Below are 23,368 nucleotides of genomic sequence, written 5' to 3' on the forward strand. Positions count from 1 at the left end.
AAAAAAACATCCTGCACAGAGCATGCCGGGTTGTCATCCGGAATTTTACAATTCGCCACAGCAAAAGAGCCACGTAAAGTGGCTCTTTCCCATCACAGGCGGTGACTCCACGGCCAGAGGGCGTCAGAACGGTCCCCAGTTGATGGCCACGCCGATTAACAGCGTCACCACGCAAATCACAAACCAGATCGCCACCACCGGCGCGACAAATTTGATCCATTTGCCAAAGGAGATATTGGCGGTGGCCAGCGCCGCCATCAACACGCCGGAAGTGGGACTGATGGAGTTCACGATCCCCTCGCCCAACAGCACCGTTTGCACCGTGACCTGCCGCGTCAGCCCAAGATTGTCGCCCAGCGGTGAAAAAATGGGGATTAACAGCGCCGACTCGCCCGATCCTGATGAAATGCCGAAATGCATCAGGGCGGCGCTCACAAACATGCCGACGGCGGCAATGGCGGGATGAACCGGCGCCAGCAGATCGGATAAAAAGCCCACGATCGGATCGAGGATATTTCCCTGCTGCAGCACAACCGAAATGGCGCCCGCCATCCCGACGATAAAGCCCCCTTTCACCAGCTGGGAACAGCCCGCGAGGAAGGTATTGGCAATGGCGGAACCGGACATGCGTCCGATCATCCCGACCACGATCGACAGGATAATGAACATCGCCGACATTTCATTGGTCGCCCAGTGCAGCGTTACCGTCCCCGCCATAAAGGCCAGCAGCGTGACCGCGCAGGCTATCAGGATCAGCTTGTGCCGTCCGGTAATCACCAGCTTAGTGTCGCTTTGCACCATCTGTTCTGAGCGCACCTGGCCATCCGCACGCAGTCGCTTCACCTGAATGATGAGGTAGACCATCACCGTGATGACAAACAGCAAACAGGTGATGCCGCGCAGCAGCATGCCTGAAAACAGGGGCAGCTGCGCCAGATGCTGCGTCAGTCCGGTGGTTGCCGGCCCTAAGACAGAGACATTGAACCCGGCGGCACAGGTCAGGTAGACGAGAGCCGTGCCAATCATCGGGGATAAACCCAGCGAGCGGGCGACGAGCAGGCCGATGGGCACAAAGGCCACCACCGAGTTCTGCACCACGCCGGTGGTGCCAAGGATGGCGAAAATCACGCCAAAAATCAGTATGACGCGCGTATCGCTAATTTTGGTGCTGCGCGACAGTGAGTTAAGCGCGGTGGCAATCGCCCCCGTGGCTTCAATCACCGCCAGCAATCCTCCGGTAAAAAGAATGAGGAAGATAATCGGCGCGGCTTTGATCACGCCCTGCACGATGGCCATAAAGATTTCGCCAGGATAAACACCGGAGCGGGCCACCTCATGCAGGCTTCCCTTTACCGCGAAGGTGATGCCATTGCGGGTTTCATGATCGAATTTGCCCGCCGGAATAATCCAGGTGGCGACAGCGGCCAGCACCAGAATAATAAACAGCAGCAGGTAAGGGCTTTGCTCACTCCTGGCCGCACCGGGCTGGACCGCGCCTTTTTGCTCAATATTAACCTGAGACATGCGTGTCGCCCTCTTTACCCGCATCCGCCAGGATCAGACCTGCAACCAGCGCGGCGCGCGGCGCGATATCGGCCACAAGGATGTGCTCATGACGCGCATGAATGCCTGCGCCCGTGGCGCCGAGTCCGTCCAGCGTAGGGATGCCTGCCGCAGCGGTAAAATTGCCGTCACTGCCGCCGCCTACGGCTTGCCCTTCAACAGCAAATCCAAGCTGACCGGCAATAAGACGGGCGCGATCCATCAGCACGCGTGACGCAGGCGTCTGACGCATCGGCGGACGCGACTGCGATCCGCTGATCTCGAGCGTAATCCCCGGCAAACAGGGCTTGATGCTCATAATTTCAGCGTCGATGCGGCTGGCCTCTTCTTCGCTGGTCACGCGTGTATCAATGCCCAGCACCGCTCTGTCCGCCACCACATTGATACGGCTGCCGCCCTGGGCGATGCCCACATTGACGGTGGTGCCGCGCTCCGGCGCATTCAGCGCGTGCAGGAACAGCACCTGATGCGCCATCTCCTGTACCGCGCTGATCCCCTCTTCAGGATTATTGCCCGCATGGGCGGCGAGGCCGGTGATGGCGATTTGGTACTGGCCGGTGCCCTTTCTGGCGATTTTTAAGGCGCCCGATCCGGCCACGGCGGGCTCGACAACCAGAACCTGCGCCGATCCTGCTGCATGCTGACATAGCCAGTCTCTGGAACTGGGGCTGCCGACCTCCTCATCGCTACCGCAGAGAAAGACGATGCGTTTCTCTCCGAGTAAATCCTGTTCTTTCAACGCGCGAGCGGCCCAGATAGCCTGAACCAGACCCGCCTTCATATCCAGCACGCCAGGGCCATAGAGCCTGCCTTCCTCTTCGCGCAGCGCCAGCTCGCCCTGGTCCCAGACGGTGTCAAAATGTCCCAGTAACACCGTCTGCTCAGGGCCTGAACCCAGGGTAAATTTCAGATGGTTGCCATAAGTTTCCTGCTCATCAATTTCCGCATCAATACCCAGACGTTCAGCAAACAGCGCGCGCAGCACGTCACCGCAGCGATCGACCGCAGCCTTGTTCATCGAGGGGGATTCTGCCTCTACCAGTCTTTTGATATCAAAGAGGATTTCATCTGCGTGCTGCTGTAAATAATTTATAATATTTTTCATTAACCCGGTCCTCACAGTGTGAATTCTGGAGTATGAGGATAAAGTCGGGCTTAAAAAATGGGCGTAAATCGCTATTATTGTTGCCTTAATATCAACAGATATAAAGAACCTATGGCTATGCAGCTCTATCCTGAAAGATCGATAAGATATTTGTATGAAGTCGGCATACATGGCGGTATTCGGCGGGCGGCGGAGGCGCTGGATGTTGACCCGGCCGCGGTCAGCCGTCAGCTTTCCCAGCTGGCGCGCGATATGCAGTTGCCGCTGTTAGAGCGACGCGGCCGCAATGTGGTGCTGACAGAAGCGGGTAAATTGCTGGCAGAGGACTACGCTCAGACCCGTCAGCGCAGAAGTCAGTTAGAGCGGCAGCTAAAGGATTTGCGCCATAAGCGCGGCGGCTCAATAAGCCTGCGTGTGGGTCAGGGCATGGTCGACGAGGTAGTGAAGCATGTGTTACAGCCCTTTTCACAAACCTTTCCCGAGGTGTTTATCGATATCCTGTCGGGTGACATGCAAACAACAGTGACCCTGATTACCAAAGGGGATGTTGATATGGGCGTGGGCTTCGGTCCGGCGGGTCCGCCCGGCCTGAAATGCCACAGTTTTAACCGTGGCCCCATCTGCGCCATTGTCCGCAGCGATCATCCCATCGCGCAAAATGAACAGGTGGACGTGGCGGAACTGGCCCGCTATTCCCTTATCAGCATGAATAAAGATTTTGGCATCCAGAGTTATATGAACGTTATGTTCAACCAGGAGGGTCTGGTATTCAGCCCGGCGTATAACTGCAATCTGTTCAGCAGCGCTATTGCGTTGAGCCAGGCGGGAATGGGGATCGCCTTTATGACCGCAAAAGTGGTGGAAGAGGTATTAGCCTCACGAGATCTGGTGGCCGTCCCGGTTCGACATCGCATCGCGCGCGAAAGCCAGTGTCACCTGTTACGCAGCGCCGATCATCGCTTTACGCCTGCCGCACAGCATCTCTGGCAGCTGCTGATGCAATTTTTTGAGCAAAGTACGGCGGCGTAGCCGGCATCCCTGCACACAAAACGGTGCCAGGAAGCGTTATCAGGCGGAAACAGCTTCAGCTGTGATTAACGTTGTCTCCGTCCCGATTGCTGCTGACAACAGTTGTCGAGTATAAGCGTGTTGCGGGTGACGCCATATTTCGCCCGCTTCGCCCGTCTCAACAATCTCGCCCTGGTTCATCACCATAATACGGTCTGACATATAGCGCACCACCGCCAGATTGTGGGAGATAAACAGGTAACTCAGCCCCATCTCCTGTTTCATCTCCAGTAGCAAATTAAGGATTTGCGCCTGTATCGAGACATCCAGCGCGGATACCGCTTCATCGCATATCACCAGCCGCGGCTTCACGATTAACGCGCGCGCGATGCCGATACGCTGGCGCTGACCACCAGAAAATTCATGGGCATAGCGGTGGAGCGACTGACGCGGCAAGCCGACGCGGTCCAGCATGGTATGAATGCGCCGCAGGCGTTCCGCTGCAGGCGCAGGATCGTGCAGCCGCAGCACCGAATCGAGGAGGGTGAAAATAGTCTGGCGCGGATTGAGCGAAGCATAGGGATCCTGAAAAATCATCTGTACGCTTTTACGCAGATTTTTCAGCGCGGGCTCAGGCTGCTGAGCAATATCGACGCCATCCAGCAACACCTCTCCGCCATCAGGACGCAGCAGGCGCAGTATGGTGCGCGACAGCGTTGATTTGCCGCAGCCGGATTCACCTACCAGACCCAGCGTCTCGCCAGCATAGACATCAAAGCCTACCCGTTGCAGCGCAGGCTTACGCGTGCCGCCCTGACGGTAGCTGACCTCCAGCGCCTTAACCGACAGCAGCGGCGTGTCAGCCTGCCTGTTGCGCAGCGGTGGAAACGGCAGCATTGGGGGGCGATGAAGGCGAAACTCTCCCGCACCCTCGTGGCGAATTTCCGTTAACAGGCGCTGGCGGTAGTGCAGATCGCGCTCGTCCAGCCACGCCGCAGCCATCAGCCCGCGCGTATAGTCGTGGCGAGGCTGGCGGAAGAGCTGTGCCGTTGCGGCCTGTTCCACAATCGTGCCGTTATGCATGACGGCCACCCTGTCCGCCCACTGAGAGACCAGCCCGAGATCGTGCGTAATCATCAGCACGCTGAGTGAAAGCTCTCTACGCAGCCGATCCAGCAGCGTCATGATGCTGGCCTGTACCGTGACGTCTAATGCCGTTGTCGGCTCGTCGGCAATTAACAGCCGGGGTTCACAGGCTATCGCCATTGCTATCATCACGCGCTGGCGCTGGCCGCCCGACAGCTGATGGGGAAAATCATCCACGCGACGGACGGGCTCGGGGATATTGACCAGCGCCATTAGCTCAATCGCGCGCGCGCGCGCCTGTTGACGGCTCAGGTGCTGATGTATACGCAGGGTTTCTGCTATCTGCGCGCCTACGCTATAGACAGGATTGAGTGAGGTCATCGGCTCCTGAAAAATCATCGACAGGCTATTGCCTCGTAGCTCACGCAGCGCAGGCGCCGACAGCCTGAGCAGATCCCGTCCGTTAAACTGCACGCGACCGCTGACCTCTGCCTGTTTCGGCAGCAGGCCCATCATCGCTAACGCGGTGACAGATTTACCGCTGCCTGACTCGCCAACCAGCGCGACCATCTCACCCTTTTCCAGCGTAAAGCTCACCCCTTTTACTGCGGCATGATGGCCGAAACCAACCTGTAAATTCTCTACGGAAAGCAGCGGTTGCATTAGCGTTCCCTTAATCTTGGGTTCAGGGCATCATTTAGCGCATCGCCCAGCAAATTCAGGCCCAACAGCGTAATAACCAGCGCCAGCCCCGGTTCGGCAGTCAGATACCAGGCGGTACGCAGCATCTCGCGACCGCTGCCGATCAGAAAGCCCCAGCTCACGACGTTGGGATCGCCTAACCCCAGGAAAGAGAGCGCGGCTTCCATCAGGATGGCCGACGCCACCATGACTGAAGCGGTCACAAGAATGGCAGGCAGTGCGTTAGGCAGCATTTCCCGCGTCATAATGTGCCAGGCTGAAAATCCCTGGCAGCGCGCCGCCAGGACGAAATCGGATTCGCGCAGGCTGCGAAACTCAGCTCGCACCAGACGCGCGATAGTCGGCCAGGTGGTTACGCCAATACTCAGGGTGATTAACTCTGCCGATGGCGTCGAAATAGCCAGAATGATGATCACCAGCAGAAACGCGGGCATGGTCTGAAACAGCGTGGTGATGCGCATCAGGATATTGTCCGTCAGGCCGCCAAAATAGCCGCTCAGGCCGCCAATCAGCATACCGGCAATCAGGCCAGTCAGCGTGGCGCCGACGCCAATCAGCAGCGAGACGCGCGCCCCATGAAAAATTGCCGCCGACAGATCGCGGCCCATCGCGTCGGTTCCCAGCGGCCAGGCGCGATCGGCGCCGGGCGGCAGCAAAGGCGACGCCACCATATCCAGCGGATCGCCTGGATAGAGCCAGGGCGCCGTCAACGCCATTACCACCACCAGCAACAGGATCATCAGGCCGGCCACACCTGCCGGGTTGCGCAGCAGCTGGCGCAGGGCGCGATGAGAGACAAACGGCAGGGTAACTGGCGTCGGTAAGGTCGACATTTAGCACCTCGCAATACGGGGATCAAGCCAGGCGTGGATCACATCCACGAGAAAGTTGGCAATCAACACCATCAGAGAAGAAAAAAACAGGATGCCCAGCAGAATATTGACGTCTCGCGCCATTACCGCGTCCAGCGCCAGTCGGCCAAGACCCGGCCAGGCGAACACGGTTTCTACGACGGCAGCGCCGCTTAGCAGCGTGGCGATATGCATGCCGCTGACGGTCACCAGCGGGATCAGCGCGCAGCGCAGCACATGCACCAGCGTCACGCGCAGCGGCGACAGCCCTTTGGCCACGGCAGTACGCACAAAATCCTGATGGGCGATTTCAAGCATTGCTGCACGCGTCAGACGGGCATAAATAGCCAGAAAAAAGCTCGCCAGGGAAAACACCGGCAGCAGCGCATGAGCAATAAGATCCTGTAACCAGGCCCAGCCCTGTAAATGGGTGCCGATAGTCATATTACCGCTGCTGGGCAGCCAGCCCAGCTGCACAGAAAACAGCACCAGCAACATTAAGCCGATCCAGAAGCCAGGCAGAGAATAAAGCAGCAGGCTGACAAATGAGAGTAAGCGGTCAGGCCAGCGTCCAACGAATAACGCCATAATGACGCCGAACAGCACGCCCATAATTAATGCCACGCCCTGAGCGGCGACCATTAATAGCAGCGTCGCCGGAAGCCGGGATAATATCAGCGTGGTAACAGGGGTATTAAAACGCAGCGAATAGCCCAGGTTGCCCTGAACAAGCTGGCCGCTCCAGTTGAGAAACTGCTGCCAGGCGGGCAAATTCAGACCATATTGCTCGCGCATTAGCGCCATGCTGCTGGCGCTAGCGCCTCCTGACTCGCCAGCCAGCACGTCTACCGCGTCGCCGGGAATCGCTTTCAGGATAAGAAACATAATCGCTAAAATCCCGATAAACGTTGGCACGACCTGAAGCGCCGTTCTGATAATCACTGCGATCAGCCAGTGGCTTCTCTGCTGCATAGCCAGCGTCCTTCCATCACCCTCTTTTGGAAGAGGGGAAACTAACAGGCGCGCTTTTTTAATCTTAATAATATTTCCGGCAATCTTTTGCCGCTGCGGAGATATTCAGACGCACAGGCTTCTTATGCCTGTGGCGCATGAACTAACCCGAAATACTCAGTAGTCAACGCAAAGCCAATCCTGGTTAATGACGCCCTCACGCTTCAATTATCTGTAAAGGCGAAGGTATGTCAGAACGACCTGAAGTTAAACCTGTTAACCGGGTGGCCGTTGATGTAGGCGGTACATTCACCGATATTGTGATGCTGCGAAATAGCGCCCAGTTCTCAGCCAAAATATTGACCAGCGCGGCGGCGCCAGAGCGCGCGGTGATCGCCGGCATCAGCGATGTACTGGAGCAGGCCGCCATTGGTTTTGGCGATATTGACCTGCTTATTCTCGGCACCACGCTGGCAACCAATGCGCTAATTGAGCGTAAAGGCGCGCGCACCGCGCTGATCACCAGCGCAGGATTCCGCGATCTGGTCGAGATTGGTCAGGAAGACCGCTTTGCCCAGTATGATGTCTTTCTGCAAAAGCCCCGTCCGCTGGTCGAACGCCGGTGGCGCTTCACAGTTGAAGAGCGCATCGATGCGCAGGGAAAGGTGCGCATCCCGCTAAACGAAGCGCAGATTATCGCGCTGGCTGATGAACTTCGCGCGCACAATATCGAAAGCGTTGGCATCGGCTTTCTGCAAAGTTTTATCAACCCTCAGCATGAACAGCGCACCGCAGACATTCTGCGCGATCTGCTGCCGGAGGTGACGTTTTCTCTCTCCAGCGATGTCTGTCCGGAAATCCGTGAATATGAGCGTCTCTCAACCGTCTGCGCCAATGCCTATGTTCAACCGCTGGTTGCCGGTTATCTGCAACGCCTGCAACAGCAGCTCCGCGCGCACGGGCTGCGGGTGGAGCCCTGCCTGATGACCTCTGGCGGCGGTATTACCACGCTGGAAAACGGCATCAGCGAACCGGTGAGGCTGGTGGAATCAGGCCCAGCGGGCGGCGCCATTCTCGCCAGCAACATTGCCAGTCAGCTGGCGTTGAGCAAGGTACTGTCGTTTGATATGGGCGGCACAACGGCAAAGATCTGCTTTATCGATGATTTCCAGCCGCAAATCTCTCGCAGCTTCGAATTTGGCCGTGTCCATCGCCATCAGAAGGGCTCTGGCCTGCCCATCCGCATTCCGGTTATCGATCTGGTGGAGATTGGTGCTGGCGGCGGTTCCATTGCGCGTATCGACAATCTGCGTCGCCTGCAGGTAGGGCCAGACAGCGCAGGCTCCTCGCCGGGACCGGTCAGCTACAATCTTGGCGGCGAGCTGGTCACGATCACCGATGCTAACGCGCAGCTGGGTCTGCTGGATCCAACCCGCTTTGCTGGCGGCAAGGTGGAGTTAAACGTCAGTAAAGCCGCGCAGGCGCTGAATGTGCAGGTCGGCGAACCGCTGGGGCTGGCGATCGACGATGCGGCGCTGGCGGTAACGGAGATCATTGCCGAAAACATGGCTAACGCGGCGCGCGTTCATGCCAGTGAATCAGGGAAACAGGTAGACAGCTACACGCTTATCGCCTTTGGCGGCGCCGCCCCCTTACACGCCGCACGACTGGCGAGCAAGCTGGGTATTACCCGCGTGGTGATCCCTCATGCGGCAGGTGTAGGCTCGGCGCTTGGCTTTCTCTGGGCGCCGGTCTCTTATCAGGCGGTGCGCAGCTTTTATCAGCGGCTGGACAATCCCGATTTTGCCGCAGTTAACGAGGTGCTGGATAGCCTGAGCGAACAGGCACTGCATATTGTGCAGCAGTCTGACAGAGCGGCAGCGGTGTCACTGCAGCGCAGCGTCTATCTGCGTTATGCCGGTCAGGGACATGAAGTCGCCATTGCGCTGGAAAATAACCGTTTTGATGCCCAGGGTCTGGCGGCGCTGCAGCAGCGTTTTACCCAAACCTATCGCCAGCTTTATGGTCGCAGCCTGGATCACGTTGCCGTCGAAGCCATCAGCTGGACGGTGACAGCCGCCGCGCCAGCACCCGCCATCGCCTCAACCGCGCCCTACGGCGACGCGGAGAGCCAGAACGAAAACCCTGCCCGCACGCTTTACTCATTTCACCAGCAGCGCCGCATTCAGGTGCCGGTGTACGGCCGTGCTGAGCTTAAAGATTTAAACCTGCGCCCAGGCCCCTTGCTGGTGGTCGATCCCGAAACCACCACGCTGGTGGATGAACACTTTTCCGTGCGCAGCACGCCTGAAGGGCATCTGCTGCTGGAACGGCAACACTCTGCAGGAGAGGCGCAATGAGCCAACAGATTATTCAGCATCAGGTTATCTGGAACCGACTGATTTCGGTGGTGGAAGAGCAGGCGCAGGCGCTGATCCGCACCGCCTTTGGCACCGCAACCCGCGAGGCGGGCGATCTCTCCGCTGGCGTTTTTCTACCGGATGGCCGCATGGTGGCGCAGGCGGTGACCGGCACGCCGGGGCACGTAAACTCGATGGCCGAATCGGTAAAACACTTTTTACGCGTGTTTCCTGTTGAGACCTTGCAGCCGGGCGATGTGCTGGTGACCAACGATCCCTGGAAAGGCACCGGGCATCTCTATGACATCACAATGGTAACGCCGGTGTTTCATCATCAGCGTCCGGTGGCGATCTTCGCCTCCACGCTGCATGTGATCGATATTGGCGGTCTGGGGCCTGGCCCTGACGGGCAGCAAATCTGGCACGAAGGGCTGTTCCTGCCCATTATCAAATTCATTCATGCCGGGAAGCTCGACGAAACCGTACTCAATATCGTCAAAGCCAACGTGCGTGAACCGGCGCAGGTCGAGGGCGATTTTCTGGCGCTGGTGGCGTGTAATGATGTGGGCGCCAGACGACTCCTCACGCTGCTGGATGAGTTTGCCCTGCCCGATCTTCAGGCCGTTGGAGAATATATTCTGACGCGCTCCGAACAGGCGATGCTTGAAGCGGTGCGCAGCTGGCCCACAGGCAGCTGGGAAAGCGAGCTGTGGGTTGACGGCTATGACGCTCCTTTGCGTCTACAGGCGAAGCTGACTATCGGCCATGACGGCATTCACGTTGATTTTGCCGGCAGCGCGGGCTTTGTGGCCAAAGGCATCAACGTGGTGAAAGCCTACACCGACGCCTATACCTCTTTTGGTATTCGCTGCCTGATCGGCGCTGATATTCCCAATAACGCCGGATCGCTGGGCGTCATCAAGATTGATGCGCCGGAAGGTTCGATCCTTAACGCGCCCTACCCGGCAGCGGTCACCTCGCGCCACATTATTGGGCAGATGCTGCCGGATGTGGTGTTTAACTGTCTGCGCCAGGCTCGCCCCGGCGAGGTGCCCGCTGAAGGCGCGTCCTGCCTGTGGAACATTCAGCTCTCTGGCGGCCATATTCTGCCGCAGTACGACGCCAGTCATACCCTGACGCAGCCACGCTTTTCTATCACCAGTTTCTCTACCGGCGGCACCGGCGCCCGCCCGCTGCTGGACGGCCTCTCCACCACCTCTTTTCCCAGTGGCGTACGCAATGTCTCGCTGGAGATTCTGGAATCCATCAGCCCGGTGTTGTTCTGGCGCAAAGAGTATCGACAGGATTCTGGCGGTGCCGGCACGCAGCGCGGCGGCCTGGGCCAGGTCATTGAACTTTCGCACAGTCAGGCGCTTCCGATGGAACTGGGCGCCGCCTGGGATCGCATTCACTTCCCTGCTCAGGGCGCGGAAGGCGGGCTCGCCGGCGCGCCGGGACGCGTCACGCTCTCTAGCGGCGAGACGCTCTCCGGCAAAGGACGCCAGGTGATCCCGCCAGGCAGCCGTTTGATCGTTGAAACCCCTGGCGGAGGCGGGCTGGGCAAGCCGGTAAACCGCCCGGAAGCCCTGGTTGCGCGTGATATCGCCAACCAGCTAATCAGTAGTGAATCCGCCGCTGAAATCTATGGGCACGATGTCCGACTGACTTATAAAACGGAGTAAACCATGCTGCCACTTTTTCGCCGCTCGCTGTTAGCGGCTGCACTGGGCGTCTCGCTGCTTAGCGGCGGCGCGCAGGCTGCGGAACCCCAGACGGGCGGTACGCTGAACCTGGTGCTGAACTACGAACCGCCCGCGCTTATCGCCCTGACCACCGTTGCCACGCCCGCGCTCAGCGTCAGCGCCAAAGTGACCGAAGGGCTGCTCAGCTACGATTACGATCTTAACCCGCAGCCGCAGCTGGCGACCCGTTGGGAGATCAGCGCCGACGGCACGCGATATACTTTCCATCTGCGCCCTGGTGTTAAATGGCATGATGGCCAGCCGTTTACCTCGGCAGACGTCGCATACTCCATTGAGTTGCTGAAAAAGGTGCATCCGCGCGCATCCAGCACCTTCGCCAACGTCACGAAGGTGGAAACGCCCGATGCGCTGACCGCCGTGCTGGTGCTGTCCCGGCCGGCGCCCTATCTGATCAAAGCGTTTGCCGCGGCGGAATCGCCCATCGTGCCAAAGCATATCTATGAAGGGAGCGATCCGCTGACCAACCCGCACAATAATGCACCGGTGGGTACAGGCCCCTACATTTTTGATAAATGGGTGCGCGGCAGCTATATCCTCTACCGGCGCAACCCCGACTACTGGGATAAGAACCGGCCTTATCTCGATCAGCTGGTAGTAAAATTTATTCCGGATGCCGCTGCGCGCTCCGTCGCCTTTGAAACGGGCGATGCCGATCTGGGTTATCGCACCCCGGTCGCGCTCAATGACATCGCGCGTCTTAAGCAGCTGCCCCAGCTGGGATTTGAGACTAAAGGGAACAGTTATTCCTATAACGTCAGCTCGCTACAGTTCAACCTCGACGACGCGCATTTCAAAGACCTGCGCGTGCGTCAGGCAGTGGCGCACGCCATTAACCGTAATGTGATTTTGCAGGTAGCTTATTTCGGGCTCGGTCAGGTAACCGCTTCACCTATAGCGCCGGGCATTAAGGCTTATCACGATCCTGCACCCTCGCCGTATGCGTTTGATATTGAAAAAGCCAATGCGCTGCTGGATCAGGCGGGTTATGCAAAAGGCAGTGACGGCACGCGCTTCAGCGTGACGCTGGATTACAACCCGATAGCGGAGGATTTGCGTAAAACTGCGGAATATACTCGCTCGGCGCTGGCAAAAATCGGCATCAAAGTCACGCTGCGCGCGCAGGATCTCTCCAGCTTCGTGCGCCGTATCTATACCGATCGCGACTTTGCGTTTACCCTCAATGGCCACAGCAATCTGTATGATCCAACAGTTGGCGTGCAGCGCATCTACTGGTCGAAAAATTTCCGCAAAGGTGTCCCCTTTTCTAACGCTTCGGATTATCACAACCCGGAAGTCGATCGCCTTCTGGAGGCCGCGCAAACGGAAAACGATCCGCAGAAGCGCGTCGAGGAATTTAAAGCGTTTCAGAAAATTGTCGAACAGGAGCTGCCTGATATTAATCTGATTTCGCCGCAGTTCATTACTCTCTATAACCGCCGGGTGCACGATCACTCCGTTACCGCTGACGGCATAGAGGGTAATCTCTCTCAGGTGTGGCTGGATAAAAAGTAAATCTACAGGAGGAGCCGAGGCTGACGGCGCCTCCTGCCATTTTTATTAGCACGCTAAGCTTTGCATAAATCGATCTAATTGTTCTCTGCGGATTGCTCTATGTTGGGAGGCTGTTCGGGATACGTTTCCCTGTTTATAGCCGGAGTGAGAACTACAGACTATGCATCTCGCCGCTTTCCTCAATGCGGGCCCAATGGGCACTTCGGGATGGCGCCATCCTGACGCCGATCCCGGATTTTTGACCGCAAACTACTATCGCCATGTGGCAAAACTGCTCGAAGCGGCCTGCTTTGATCTGGCCTTTATTCCTGATGCGCTCTCTGTGCCGCGTTCGCTTGGCAACTCTTTTGCGCCTGCGGTGCAGTGGGGATCGGGAACGCCTCGCCTCGACCCATTGGTGATCCTTGGCGTGATGGCGGGCGTCACGGAGCATCTGGGGCTGGCTGCTACTCTTTCGACGGGCTATCACGAACCTTTTCACCTGGCGCGTGCGCTGGCGACCTTTGATCATGTTACAGGCGGTCGGGCAGGCTGGAATATTGTGACCTCGTTTCAGGATGCGGAAGCGCAAAACTTTGGCCAGCCGACGCTGCCGCCAAGGGAGGCGCGCTATGCTCGCGCCGAAGAGGTGGTGAGTGCCGCGGCTCAGCTATGGGACAGCTGGGATGATGAGACGCTACAGCAAAATAAACAGACCGGTGAATTTGGCCTTGCGTCAAAAGTCCGCTCGGTTGATTTTCGCGGCGATTTTGTCACTACGCAGGGACCGCTTAATGTTCCGCGCATGCCGCAGGGCTATCCGCTGCTGATCCAGGCGGGCGCATCGCCCAGCGGCCGCGATTTTGCCGCGCGCTGGGCAGATGTCATTTTCTGTAGCCACGAATCCCTGGCGTCGGCCACCGCGTTTTATCAGGAAATGAAGCAGCGCGTCACCGACCACGGACGCGATCCGCAGCAGGTACGCATTTTGCCTGCCGCGACCGTTGTGGTGGGCGACAGCGATACGGATGCACAGCAAAAGCATCGTGCCTTCGCTGAACGGGTGCATCCACTGGCGGGACTCTCTCGTCTGGCCTATCACGTGAATGTCGATCTGACTCGGTACGATCTTGACGGCCCGTTGCCCGAACTCGGCGAGGTGGGCGTGCAGGGTCATTATGATGAGGTGCGGGAGTTTGCCCAGCGTGAGAAGCTGAGTATCCGCGACATCGGGCGCTGGTACGGCGCACGCACTGAGGGCAACATGATCGGCTCCGTTTCCTCTGTTGTCGATACCATGGAGCAGTGGCTGGAACAGGGCGCCGCCGATGGTTTTATGATCCAGGCGACCCACCTGCCGGGCGCGTTTGAGGAGTTTGCCCGCTACGTGGTCCCGGAGCTGCAGCGTCGGGGGCTTCATAAAAGCCACTATCAGGGCACGACCGCACGCGAGCACTTTGGTCTGGAACGCCCCAGCCGGGACGCGTGGCAGCAGCGCGCGTTGCGGAGGTGACGATGACCGTGACCTTTCCATCCGGGCCGTTAGTCTCCGCAGCGTGGCTGGCGCAACATCATGCGCACGTCATTATCCTCGACTGCTCCGTCGACCGTTCGTTAGATAGCAGCGGTCAGACAACCTTTGCCTCCGGCCATGAGCTATTCACGCAGCAGCATATTCCTGGCGCGCAGTTTGCCGACCTCTTTGGCGATTTTTCTCAGCCGGACGCCGCTTATCTGTTTACTGCGCCCGGCGCGCAGCAGCTTTCGTCTGCGCTTCAGGCCATCGGCGCTAATCCGCAAAGTTTGCTGGTGGTGTACGACCAACTTAATGGCGCATATGCTGCGCGCGTCTGGTATCTGCTGGTCGCGCTCTATGGCTGGTCAAACGTGCGCGCGCTGGATGGCGGCTTTGCCGCCTGGCAGCGTCTTGCTCAGCCGGTGGAAAGCGGGGCCGCGCATCCTGTGGTTCGCGGCAGCGTACAGCTCGGCATCGCACGACCCGCGCTGGTTTCGACGGAATCTGTGGCTGAGGAGCGGCAGCGTCCGCTGGTTTGTGCGCTACGGCGCGAGCCTTTTCAGCAGGCGCATATCCCCGGCAGCGTTAATCTGCCCTATCCCGAACTGCTTGATGAGGATGGCCTGATCGATACGGGCCGCGTAGCGGCAGCGCTGCGTTCCGCACGGATTGCGCCGCCTGAGGAGTTAGTGCTTTATTGCGGCGGCGGTATTAACGCCGCAGGTCTGGCGCTGGCGCTGGTGGCCGCTGGCTACCCCCTGCATGCCCTTCTGCTGTATGACGACTCGCTCAACGGCTGGTTGAGCGATATCTCACGCCCGGTTGCCAGCGGTGCTGGCAGATAATCTGTTAATAAAAGGAAACCGCTATGCAGGCATTAAGCTGGCGCGATCGTGCGGTTCGCGACGCCCTTCGCCATATCAGGCAGAACAAACCCTTTTGCTATGGGTTAACTAACTATATTGCCGCCAACCTTTCCGCTAACGTGTTGCTGGCAGTAGGCGCCGGCCCGGCGATAGGCGCCGCGTTAGACTGGCAGCAGGCTTTTGGCAGCCATGCCAGCGCGGTATGGATTAACGCGGCCTGCCTGATGAGCAATACGCCCCATGAGGTGCGTCAGGCCGCGCGCGCGGCGCATGAGGCCGGCGTGCCTTGGGTGCTGGATCCGGTCGCGGTTGGCGCAGGCGCCAGCGAATACGATCGGGTGGTGCAGGGACTGCTGGATTTCAGACCCACCGCTATTCGCGGCAACGCCTCGGAACTGATCGCGCTGGCGGGCGGCAAAGGAGGCGGTAAAGGCGTGGAGACAACCCTGACGTCACAGGACGCGCTGCCCTTCATTGACGACTTTTCCCGTCGCCTCGGCTGTATAACGGCAGTAAGCGGCCCAGTGGATTTCATAACTGATGGTCGTGAAACGCTGGCGGTTGAGGGCGGCGATATCCGTTTGACGCAGGTAACGGGCGCTGGATGCAGCCTGGGCGCGCTAACCGCCGCGCTGCTGTCAACGCCAGCGGATCCTTTGACGGCCGTTGCCGCTGCGCATGTCTTTTATGCTGAAGCCAGCCAGCGCGCGTCGTCTGCGCGCGGCACCGGAAGTTTTGCCATTCAGTTCCTGGATGAGCTGTCACTGCTGGATGCGGATGAAGCCTGAACCTGCGTCCCATCAGGGACGCTGCACTCTTTTGATTCCCGTGCGCGCCGCCTACCCTTTCGCTACGCCAAAAGAACGGCTAACCCGGCGCGCTTTGCCCTATAAATAACGCTGCCGCCTGCACGCGATATTATTTTTTTGCGGCACCTTTATTCCACGCTTAATTACTCACCTGTCGTGACTGTTGCGCCTTAACTTAATCGTTCATGCTATCCGGCAAAATCTTTTCAGTTTCCTGCCAAAAAAGTGCTAAGTTGTGCGGCCTTAGCAGGACGCCCTGCTAATTATGCGCACTTTCTACACAATTTTAAAAATAACAGGTCAACACAACGTGAATAAAGTTTTGCCACTGGCACTGTTTACCGCGCTTAGCGTAAACGCTGCCTTCGCCAGTTCCGGGCTGGAAAACAATGGATTTATCGCAGACAGTCATCTGAATATGCTGCTGCGCAACGCTTATATCGATCGTGACTATAAAGATCAGGGCGTCCGCGATCGCGCGGAATGGGGCCAGGCGATTATCGCCACTTACACCTCTGGCTTTACCCAGGGTCCGGTCGGCTTTGGCGTCGACGCCATCGGTCAATACGCGGTGCGTCTGGATGGCGGACGCGGACGCAGCGGCGCGGGCGGCATCGACTTCTTTGCGCAGGATAATAGCGGCCGCGCCCGTTCCGATTTAGCGAAATTCGGCGCCACGGCGAAAATGCGCTTTTCCAACACTGTATTCAGCTACGGCACGCAACGCCCGGTGCTGCCGATTTTGTATGCCGACGAATCCCGTCTGCTGAATGAAACCTTTACCGGCTTTATGCTGGATTCAAAAGAGATCGACGGGCTCGATATTAGCGCGGGATATTTCACCGCCGAGCAGCAAAAAAGCGACGACAGCCATGACACCGGCCTGAATAGCCTGAGCTTCGCCGGCGCGAGCTACCAGTTTAATCCGCGTTTCAGCGGCGCCTTTTATGCCTCCAGCGTTCAGGACGTGATTAATAAACAATATCTGGGCATGAAATATCAGCAGCCGATCGCTGACGATCAGCGCTTCGCGCTCGATTTTAACGGCTATAACTCACGTCTCGATCAGAATTACGCGCAAAGCCTGGATACTGGCCGCAGTAACACCATCTGGAGCCTCGCCGCGAGCTATATCTGGGATATCCATACTTTTAAACTCGCCTATCAGCAGAGCAGCGGCAGCACCGGCTACCACTACGGCGGATACCGTAATCAGGGCGGCGTCGGCGACGGCGGCAACACCATCTGGCTGGCTAACTCCTACTGGTCAGATTTCAACGGCGAGGATGAGCGCTCCTGGCAGCTGGCCTACTCTGTCGATCTCGGCGGCGTGATGCTGCCGGGCCTGAGCTACGACGTGGCCTATGTGCGCGGCGATAACATCAAAACCTCGGCGACGGATAATGGTCATGAACATGAGTTCTTTAACCAGATCCAGTACAAAGTGCAGGATGGCCTGGCGAAAGATCTGCGCCTGAAGCTGCGCTACTCGGTGCTGCGCGTCTCGTCGGACGCGGCGGATTATAATATCGGCGGCAATGAAGTTCGCGTCTTCGTGGAATATCCGTTCGGGATATTCTGATGGCGCGTCTGCTCTGAAAAATGTGCTGATTAAACCCGTGGCGGCCCCGCCGCCACGGGTTATGCAAACCCTCTCCCGCCACGTCTGAAAATATCCCCATTAACCAGAAAAAAATAGCCGCTCGCGTAGCTTATCCATAAGAAAAAATTATCCCCATCTGGTGCATAAACTGCACTCTTATGCAGCAGCATAAATTCCGACACAAATAAATATACCTGTAAAACATCAAGTTATATTAATGGCACAGCTTTTGCTGAGTGTATTCCATCTTGTATACCAGCTGGAATTCACTATGGCCTCAACCTTTGGCTTTACCCTGAAAGCGTGGCAGGCGTGTTATCACGATAACCCGCGCCAAATAAGCGACATCCTGCGCGCCCACCTCGCGGATATTCCTGCCGAGGACAACGCCTGGATTTACCTGATCTCTCCCGAACAGTTACAGGCGCAAATTGAACCGCTGCTGGCGCGTTATTTAGATAATCCGTCGGCGATGCCGCTGTTCGGCGTGCCTTTTGCGGTAAAGGACAATGTCGACGTTGCCGGCCTGCCCACTAGCGCCGCCTGCCCGGCGTTGACCTATACCGCCGAGGCGGATGCCTTTGCCGTTGCGCAGCTGAAAGCGGCCGGCGCGGTGATGATAGGCAAAACCAATCTGGATCAGTTTGCCACCGGCCTGGTTGGCACCCGATCGCCCTATGGCGCCGTTAGCAACACCTTTGATCCGCGCTACGTCAGCGGCGGCTCCAGCTCAGGCTCGGCGTCGGTGCTGGCGCGTGGGCTGGTCGGCTTCTCGCTCGGCACCGACACCGCTGGCTCCGGGCGCGTACCGGCCGGCTTTAACAATATCGTCGGCCTGAAACCAACTAAAGGCTGGCTCTCGGCGCGCGGCGTGCTGCCCGCCTGCCGACTCAACGACACACTCTCCGTGTTCGCGCTCACCGTGGAAGACGCGTTCGCCGTCGCCACGGTCGCAGGCGGCTATGACGAGGACGAAGCCTACTCCCGTCGCCACCCGAAAAACGTTCCCGCCAGCATCAAGGCGCAGCCAACCTTCGCCGTTCCCGCCGCGCCGGAATTCTTTGACGACAAACAGGCCGAAGCGGCCTGGCTGGCGGCGCTGGAGCAGCTGAAAGCCGGCGGCGCCGTGTTGCAGCCGATTGACTTCACCCCTTTTCAGCAGCTGGCGGAGCAGCTCTATTACGGCCCGTGGGTCGCTGAGCGCACCGTGGCGGTCGGCGAGATGCTTAACCGCCCGCAAGAGATGGATCCGGTGGTGTATGAGATTGTCAGCAGCGGCCTGAAATACAGCGCGGTAGAGGCCTACCAGGCGGAATACCTGCGCGCCGAGCTGACGCGCCAGATCGAGCAGGCGCTGGCGCCGTTCGATGCGCTGGTGGTGCCGACCTCACCCACCATTCATACCCTGGAAGAGATGCAGCAGGAGCCGGTGCGCTATAACTCGCAGTTCGGCACCTATACCAACTTCACCAATCTGGCCGACCTCAGCGCGCTGGCGCTGCCTGGCCCGTTCCGCGCCGACGGCTTACCGGCAGGCATTACGCTGATCGCGCCCGCCTGGCACGACCGCGCGCTGGCGACCTTTGGCCTGCGCTGGCAGGCGCAGCTGGGCCTGCCGCTCGGTGCCACCGGCAAGCCTTGCCCTGCTCAGCCTGCGGCGCTGCCTGTCTCTGCCGATCACGTGCGTGTGGCGGTGGTTGGCGCGCACCTGACCGGCATGCCGCTCAATTTTCAGCTCACCACCCGCCGCGCGACGCTGGTGGAAGAGACGCAAACCGCCAGCAGCTACCGCCTGTTCGCCCTGCTTGACGGCCCGATTAAAAAGCCGGGGCTGCTGCGCGACGCGCAGGGCGCCGCCATTACGGTTGAGCTGTGGGATATCCCGCTGGCGCGCTTCGGCGAATTTGTCGCGGAGATCCCCGCGCCGCTCGGCATCGGCTCGCTGACGCTGGCGGACGGACGCAGCGTGAAGGGCTTTATCTGCGAGCCGGCGGCGCTGTCGCAGGCGCTAGAGATCACTGAATTCGGCGGCTGGCGCCGCTGGCTGGCGTCACAGGAGAACCACTAACCATGTTCAGCACCGTTCTGATTGCCAACCGCGGCGAGATCGCCTGCCGCGCCATCCGCACCCTGAAGCGCCTCGGCGTCACCAGCGTCGCCATCTACTCAGACGCCGACCGCAACGCGCGCCACGTTAAAGAGGCGGACATTGCGATTGCCCTCGGCGGCGACAAGGCGAGCGACAGCTACCTGCGCATCGACAAAGTGCTCGCCGCCGCACGGGAAACCGGCGCGCAGGCGATCTGGCCGGGCTACGGCTTTCTCTCGGAAAGCATCGCCTTCGCCGACGCCTGCGAGCAGGCGGGCATCGTGTTTGTCGGCCCGACGGCGCAGCAGATCGGCGAGTTTGGCCTGAAACACCGCGCGCGTGAGCTGGCCGCCGACGCCGGCGTCCCGATGACGCCCGGCACGCCGCTGCTCGACTCCCTCGACGACGCCCTGCGCGCCGCCGCGCAGATCGGCTATCCGGTGATGCTGAAAAGCACCGCGGGCGGCGGCGGCATCGGCCTGACGCGCTGCGCGGACGCCGAGGCGCTGCGCAGCGCCTGGGAGAACGTGCGCCGCCTCGGCGAGCAGTTCTTTAGCGACGCGGGGGTGTTTCTCGAACGCTGCATCGATCGCGCGCGCCACGTTGAGGTGCAGATATTCGGCGACGGCAGCGGCAAGGTGATCGCGCTCGGTGAACGCGACTGTTCCTTACAGCGCCGCAATCAGAAAGTGGTGGAGGAGACCCCGGCGCCGAACCTGCCGCCGGCCACGCGCGACGCGCTGCTCGCCTCAGCCGTGCGGCTCGGCGAACGGGTCAACTACCGCAGCGCGGGCACGGTGGAGTATATCTACGATGCCGATCAGGATGCGTTCTACTTCCTTGAGGTCAATACCCGCCTGCAGGTGGAACATCCGGTGACCGAGTGCGTCACCGGCCTCGATTTGGTGGAGTGCATGCTGAAAGTGGCCGCGGGCGATCCCCTCGACTGGGCGCGTCTGCAGCAGGCGCCGCAGGGCGCGTCGCTGGAGGTACGGCTCTACGCCGAAGATCCGCTGAAAAACTTTCAGCCGAGTCCCGGCGTGCTGACCAGCGTGGTGTTCCCCGAGGGCGTGCGCGTCGACAGCGGCATCGACAGCGGCGCCGAGGTTTCCGCCTTTTACGATCCGATGATCGCCAAGCTGATCGTCCACGCCGAGACGCGCGACGCGGCGATCGCGAAGCTGCAGCAGGCGCTTGATGCCACCCAGCTGCACGGCATCGCCACCAACCTCGACTATTTACGCCAGATTATCGCCACTGACGCCTTTCGCCGCGGCGAGGTATGGACGCGCTTTCTCGACGCCTTTACCCCCGCCGCCAGCGCGATCGAGGTGCTACAGCCCGGCACCTTCAGCACCATTCAGGACTATCCCGGCCGCCTTGGCTACTGGGATATCGGCGTGCCGCCGTCAGGTCCGATGGACGATTTTGCCTTTCGCCTGGCGAACCGCATCGTCGGCAACCACGCCAGCGCCGCCGGGCTGGAGTTTACCCTGCAGGGTCCGACGCTGCGCTTCCACTGCGACGCCACTGTCGCGCTGACCGGCGCGGACTGCGCGGCGGAGCTGGACGGCGAAGCGGTCGCCTGCTGGCAGCCGATCGCCGTGCGCGCCGGGCAAACCCTGACGCTGGGCCGGGCGCAGAGCGGCTGCCGGACTTATCTGGCGGTGCGCAACGGCCTCGACGTGCCGGAATACCTCGGCAGCCGCGCCACCTTCTCTCTCGGCCAGTTTGGCGGGCACGCCGGGCGCACGCTGCGCGTGGCCGATATGCTGCCGATCTCCCAGCCAGCGCTGGCGGCCTGCGCCACGCCTGCGCCGGTCAGCGCCCCTGAAGCGCTGGATCACGCGCTGGTGCCGCACTACGGCAACGAGTGGCGCATCGGCGTGCTCTACGGGCCGCACGGCGCGCCCGACTTCTTTACCCAGGCGGCCATCGACGAGTTCTTCGCCAGCGACTGGCAGGTGCACTACAACTCCAACCGTCTCGGCGTCCGCCTCGTGGGGCCGAAACCGAGCTGGACGCGCGCCAACGGCGGCGAAGCGGGGCTACATCCCTCCAACGTGCACGACTGCGAATACGCCATCGGCGCGGTGAACTTCACCGGCGATTTCCCGGTGATCCTGACCCATGACGGCCCGAGCCTGGGCGGCTTTGTCTGCCCGGTGACGATTGCCAAAGCGGAGCTGTGGAAAGTGGGCCAGGTGAAACCCGGCGATCGCATCCGCTTCCACCCCATCAGCGCGGACGAAGCGGTCGCGCTGGAGAAAGCGCAAGCGCACAGCATTGCCACGCTGCGCAGCGCCCATGCGCCCGCCTTCCCCGTGCCCTCGCTGGCGGCGAGCGCCATCGGCTCCGCCACGCTGCTGGCGGCGCTGCCGGCAACGGCCACTACCCCGGCGGCGAGCTATCGCCAGGCGGGCGACAAATATGTGCTGATCGAATATGGCGATAACGTGCTGGATCTGGCGCTGCGCCTGCGCGTGCATCTGCTGATGCAGGCGCTGCGCGAACGCGCGGTGCCGGGCGTCGAAGAGCTGTCGCCGGGCGTGCGCTCGCTGCAGGTGCGCTACGACAGCCTGATCCTCAGCCAGCAGCAGCTGATGCGCCTGCTGCTGGAGCTGGAGGCGAATCTCGGCGACGTCAGCCAGCTGCAGGTGCCATCGCGCATCGTCTGGCTGCCGATGGCGTTTGAAGACAGCGCCACCCTCGGCGCGGTAGAGCGCTATCAGGAAACGGTTCGCGCCAGCGCGCCCTGGCTGCCCAACAACGTCGATTTTATTCAGCGCATTAACGGGCTGGCGAGCCGCGAGGCGGTGCGTGACACCCTGTTTGAGGCCAGCTACCTGATCCTCGGCCTCGGCGATGTCTATCTCGGCGCGCCGTGCGCCGTGCCGATCGATCCGCGTCATCGCCTGCTTAGCTCTAAATACAGCCCGGCGCGCACCTTTACCGCCGAAGGCACGGTCGGCATCGGCGGCATGTATATGTGCATTTACGGCATGGATTCGCCGGGCGGCTATCAGCTGGTGGGCCGCACCCTGCCGATCTGGAACAAGTTTCTGAAAAACAGCCAGTTTGCCGCGGATGAGCCCTGGCTGCTGCGCTTCTTCGATCAGGTGCGCTTCTATCCGGTCAGCGAAGCGGAGCTGACGCAGCTGCGCGACGACTTCCGTGAGGGACGCGCCGCGATCCGCATTGAAGAGACGCTGTTCGATTTTGCCGCCCATCAGCGCTTCCTGGCGGAGAACGCTGAGCCGATCGCCGACTTCCGTCAGCGCCAGGCCGCCGCGTTCGAGCGCGAAGTGGCGCTGTGGGCGCAGGAAGATCAGAGCGCGCCGCCCGTGGCTGACGCGGCGCCAGAGGCGAGCGAGAGCGAGGAGCACGGCGTGGCGGTGCGCGCCGATATGAACGGCAACATCTGGAAGATCCTCGCGGCGCCGGGCGACAGCGTCAAGGCGGGCGAGACGCTGATCGTCGTCGAAGCGATGAAGATGGAGCTGGCGATTGTCGCGCCGCAGGACGGCACGGTGGCCCGCATCGCCTGTCAGGCGGGACGCCCGGTCAGCCCCGGCGACGCCCTGCTCTGGCTGGAATAAGGAGAG

15 protein-coding genes are annotated in these 23,368 nt (G+C 60.0%); 10 read left to right on the forward strand and 5 right to left on the reverse strand.

Annotated features, from left to right (window positions below):
• Positions 1–123: 123 nt before the first annotated feature.
• Both B2J69_RS01235 and B2J69_RS01240 read right to left on the reverse strand, forming a co-directional pair.
• Positions 124–1,524, reverse strand: coding sequence for a YfcC family protein (locus B2J69_RS01235; RefSeq protein WP_081135145.1), 1,401 nt, complete (start codon positions 1,522–1,524; stop codon positions 124–126).
• The gene (locus tag B2J69_RS01240) at positions 1,511–2,668 is read right to left on the reverse strand and encodes a M20 family metallopeptidase (RefSeq protein WP_081135149.1); all 1,158 of its coding nucleotides are present in this window, start codon (positions 2,666–2,668) and stop codon (positions 1,511–1,513) included. Before B2J69_RS01240 ends, B2J69_RS01235 begins: the two co-directional genes overlap by 14 nt.
• 111 nt (positions 2,669–2,779) lie before the next feature.
• Between B2J69_RS01240 and B2J69_RS01245 the strand changes: the two genes are divergently transcribed.
• Positions 2,780–3,697, forward strand: a complete 918-nt coding sequence (locus B2J69_RS01245) for a LysR family transcriptional regulator (protein ID WP_081135153.1) — start codon at positions 2,780–2,782, stop codon at positions 3,695–3,697.
• 39 nt (positions 3,698–3,736) lie between these two features.
• Here the strand turns inward: B2J69_RS01245 and B2J69_RS01250 are convergent, their stop codons facing one another.
• Genes B2J69_RS01250 through B2J69_RS01260 form a run of 3 tightly spaced genes read right to left on the reverse strand, consistent with a single transcriptional unit; the run spans position 3,737 to position 7,287 of the window.
• Positions 3,737–5,425, reverse strand: coding sequence for an ABC transporter ATP-binding protein (locus B2J69_RS01250; RefSeq protein WP_081135157.1), 1,689 nt, complete (start codon positions 5,423–5,425; stop codon positions 3,737–3,739).
• The gene (locus B2J69_RS01255) at positions 5,425–6,297 is read right to left on the reverse strand and encodes an ABC transporter permease (protein WP_081135161.1); all 873 of its coding nucleotides are present in this window, start codon (positions 6,295–6,297) and stop codon (positions 5,425–5,427) included. Before B2J69_RS01255 ends, B2J69_RS01250 begins: the two co-directional genes overlap by 1 nt.
• Positions 6,298–7,287 (reverse strand): ABC transporter permease, encoded by a 990-nt coding sequence (locus B2J69_RS01260; RefSeq protein ID WP_081135165.1) that lies wholly within the window; start codon positions 7,285–7,287, stop codon positions 6,298–6,300.
• A gap of 227 nt (positions 7,288–7,514) precedes the next feature.
• Between B2J69_RS01260 and B2J69_RS01265 the strand changes: the two genes are divergently transcribed.
• The 9 genes from B2J69_RS01265 to uca all read left to right on the forward strand — a co-directional run bounded on the left by B2J69_RS01265 (position 7,515) and on the right by uca (position 23,362).
• On the forward strand, positions 7,515–9,626 hold the full coding sequence (locus B2J69_RS01265; protein ID WP_081135169.1) for a hydantoinase/oxoprolinase family protein: 2,112 nt from the start codon (positions 7,515–7,517) through the stop codon (positions 9,624–9,626).
• Positions 9,623–11,308, forward strand: a complete 1,686-nt coding sequence (locus B2J69_RS01270) for a hydantoinase B/oxoprolinase family protein (protein WP_081135173.1) — start codon at positions 9,623–9,625, stop codon at positions 11,306–11,308. The genes B2J69_RS01265 and B2J69_RS01270 overlap by 4 nt, the downstream gene beginning before the upstream one ends.
• A gap of 3 nt (positions 11,309–11,311) precedes the next feature.
• Complete coding sequence (locus B2J69_RS01275; RefSeq protein WP_081135176.1) at positions 11,312–12,901, forward strand: ABC transporter substrate-binding protein; 1,590 nt, start codon at positions 11,312–11,314, stop codon at positions 12,899–12,901.
• Between the two features lie 160 nt (positions 12,902–13,061).
• Entirely contained in the window at positions 13,062–14,393 is a 1,332-nt protein-coding gene (locus tag B2J69_RS01280; protein ID WP_081135180.1) for an LLM class flavin-dependent oxidoreductase, read from the forward strand.
• A 2-nt stretch (positions 14,394–14,395) separates the two neighbouring features.
• On the forward strand, positions 14,396–15,241 hold the full coding sequence (locus B2J69_RS01285; protein ID WP_081135184.1) for a sulfurtransferase: 846 nt from the start codon (positions 14,396–14,398) through the stop codon (positions 15,239–15,241).
• Between the two features lie 23 nt (positions 15,242–15,264).
• Positions 15,265–16,050 carry a hydroxyethylthiazole kinase gene (thiM, locus tag B2J69_RS01290; RefSeq protein WP_081135188.1) on the forward strand — a complete coding sequence of 262 codons (786 nt, stop codon included), beginning with the start codon at positions 15,265–15,267 and terminating at the stop codon, positions 16,048–16,050.
• Between the two features lie 331 nt (positions 16,051–16,381).
• The gene (locus B2J69_RS01295; protein ID WP_236722676.1) at positions 16,382–17,653 is read left to right on the forward strand and encodes an OprD family outer membrane porin; all 1,272 of its coding nucleotides are present in this window, start codon (positions 16,382–16,384) and stop codon (positions 17,651–17,653) included.
• Between the two features lie 292 nt (positions 17,654–17,945).
• Positions 17,946–19,742, forward strand: a complete 1,797-nt coding sequence (gene atzF / locus B2J69_RS01300) for an allophanate hydrolase (protein WP_081135195.1) — start codon at positions 17,946–17,948, stop codon at positions 19,740–19,742.
• A gap of 2 nt (positions 19,743–19,744) precedes the next feature.
• The gene (gene uca / locus B2J69_RS01305; RefSeq protein WP_081135198.1) at positions 19,745–23,362 is read left to right on the forward strand and encodes an urea carboxylase; all 3,618 of its coding nucleotides are present in this window, start codon (positions 19,745–19,747) and stop codon (positions 23,360–23,362) included.
• Positions 23,363–23,368: the final 6 nt, after the last annotated feature.

Source organism: Pantoea latae (genome assembly GCF_002077695.1).
In the GTDB taxonomy this organism is placed as follows: Bacteria; Pseudomonadota; Gammaproteobacteria; order Enterobacterales; family Enterobacteriaceae; genus Pantoea; species Pantoea latae.